We start from the raw sequence: 2,056 nt of genomic DNA, 5'->3' as shown, positions 1-2,056 counted from the left end.
CAGGGCGGGCTGGACGTGCCGTCCCCGGCCGCCGCGCCGGCCGCCGTGGCCGTGCCGTTCCCGGTGCACAAGGCCCAGGCCGCGCGCCCGGCCGGCCGCAGCCCGCAGGCCGCCACGGTGATCAACGAGGCCGACTGGGCCGAGTTCTGAGCCCGGGCCGCGTCCGCCACAGGCAGGGGCCCCGGCACGTCCGGGGCCCCTGTTTTTTGCCCCTTCCACGAAAGAATCCCCGGTTCCGGCCGATATAGCCGGCAACCCGTAGAAGTCCGCGCGAATGAACGTCCCGTCCCTGCTCCGCCGGTTCCTCGCCAACCATTCGATGAAGCGCAAGTTCCTGATGCAGGCGGCGTTCGTCGCGCTGGGCATCATCGCGCTGTCGGTGGTGGCCGCGCGCCTGCAGTACCTGGACCTGACCGACGCCCACCGCCACGCGGCCCGCACCCAGGCGGAGATGGCACTGGGCGTGGTCGGCCAGTACGCCGCGCAAGCCGAGGCCGGACAGATGGACGAAGCCGCCGCCAGGACCGCGGCGCTCGACGCACTGCGGGTGATGCGCGCCTCCGGCGGCGTGGACTACATCTTCGTGCTCGACCGCCAGTCGCGGATGCTGATGCACCCGCAGCGCCCGGACCTGGAAGGCAAGCCGGTGGCCGAGGTGGCCAGCGCCGAGGGCAAGGCGGTGTTCCCCGCCCTGGTGCGCGCGGCCGAGGCCGGCGGCGGCTTCGTCGACTACGCCTGGGCCAAGCCGGGCACCGACCGCGACGTCAACAAGAGCTCCTACGCCGCGCTGTACGAACCCTGGGGCTGGGTGGTCGCCACCGGCACCTACCTGGACGTGCCGCAGGTGCAGGCGCTGAAGTTCACCGCGGTGATGACCGTGGCTGGCGGCCTGCTGGTGCTGATCACCCTGTTCGCCGGCTGGGCCATCGGCGGCTCGGTGCTGGACGCGGCCAACCGCGCCCTGGCCGCGGTGCGCGGCGTGTCCAGCGGCAACCTGCACGTGCGCATGGGCGAGCACGGCAAGGACGAGATGGGCCAGATGCTGGACTCCATCGAGGAAATGCAGCAGCGCCTGCGCGCGGTGATCGAGGCCCAGCGCGAGATGGCGCGCCGGCACGAGGCCGGCGAGACCAGCTACCGCATCGACGACAGCGGCTTCCCCGGTGACTACGGGCTGATGGTGCGCGACGCCAACGCGCTGGTGCACCAGCACATCGCCGTGACCCTGCGCGCGGTGGAGGTGATGCGCCAGTACGCGGTCGGCGACCTGTCCCAGGACATGGACCGCCTGCCCGGCGAGCGCGCCGCGATCACCGAGGCCATGGATACCTGCAAGCGCAACCTGGCCGCGATCAACGCCCAGATCCAGGGCCTGGTCGCGGCCTCGGCGGCCGGCGACTTCTCCCAGCGTGGCGACGCCGGCGCCTTCCAGCACGAGTTCCACGCCATGGTGGCCGGGCTCAACCTGCTGATGGAGACCACCGAGCGCAACCTGGACCAGCTCTCCGCCCTGCTGCGCACCGTGGCCCAGGGCGACCTGACCGTGCGCATGGAAGGCGAGTTCCGCGGCGTGTTCGCGCAGATGCGCGACGACGCCAACGCCACGGTCGAACAGCTGGCCACGATCGTGAGCCGGATCCGCGACGCCTCCGCCGCGATCAGCACCGGCGCCACCGAGATCGCCGCCGGCAACGACGACCTGTCGCGCCGCACCGAGCAGCAGGCCGCCAACCTGGAGGAAACCGCCGCGTCGATGGAGGAGATCACCTCCACGGTCAAGCAGAACGCCGAGCACGCGCGCCAGGCCAACCAGCTGGCCATCGGCGCTGCCGGCGTTGCCTCCGAGGGCGGCCAGGTGGTCGGCCAGGTGGTCAGCACCATGGGCGAGATCCAGGCCTCCTCGCGCCGGATCGCCGACATCATCTCGGTGATCGACGGCATCGCCTTCCAGACCAACATCCTTGCGCTCAACGCCGCGGTCGAGGCGGCGCGTGCCGGCGAACAGGGCCGCGGCTTCGCCGTGGTCGCCTCCGAGGTGCGGGCGCTGGCCCAGCGT

General features: G+C 72.0%; 1 protein-coding gene. It reads left to right on the top strand.

The features are described from left to right. Positions 1-274 precede the first annotated feature (274 nt). Positions 275-2,056: methyl-accepting chemotaxis protein (locus EIM48_RS15235; RefSeq protein WP_125112050.1), on the top strand; the 1,782-nt coding region annotated here is incomplete at its 3' end.

This window comes from Pseudoxanthomonas sp. SGNA-20, assembly GCF_003931635.1.
Lineage (GTDB): Bacteria > Pseudomonadota > Gammaproteobacteria > Xanthomonadales > Xanthomonadaceae > Pseudoxanthomonas.
Note: the sequence above shows the minus strand (reverse complement) of the source record. Positions and strands in the feature narration are given on the sequence as shown.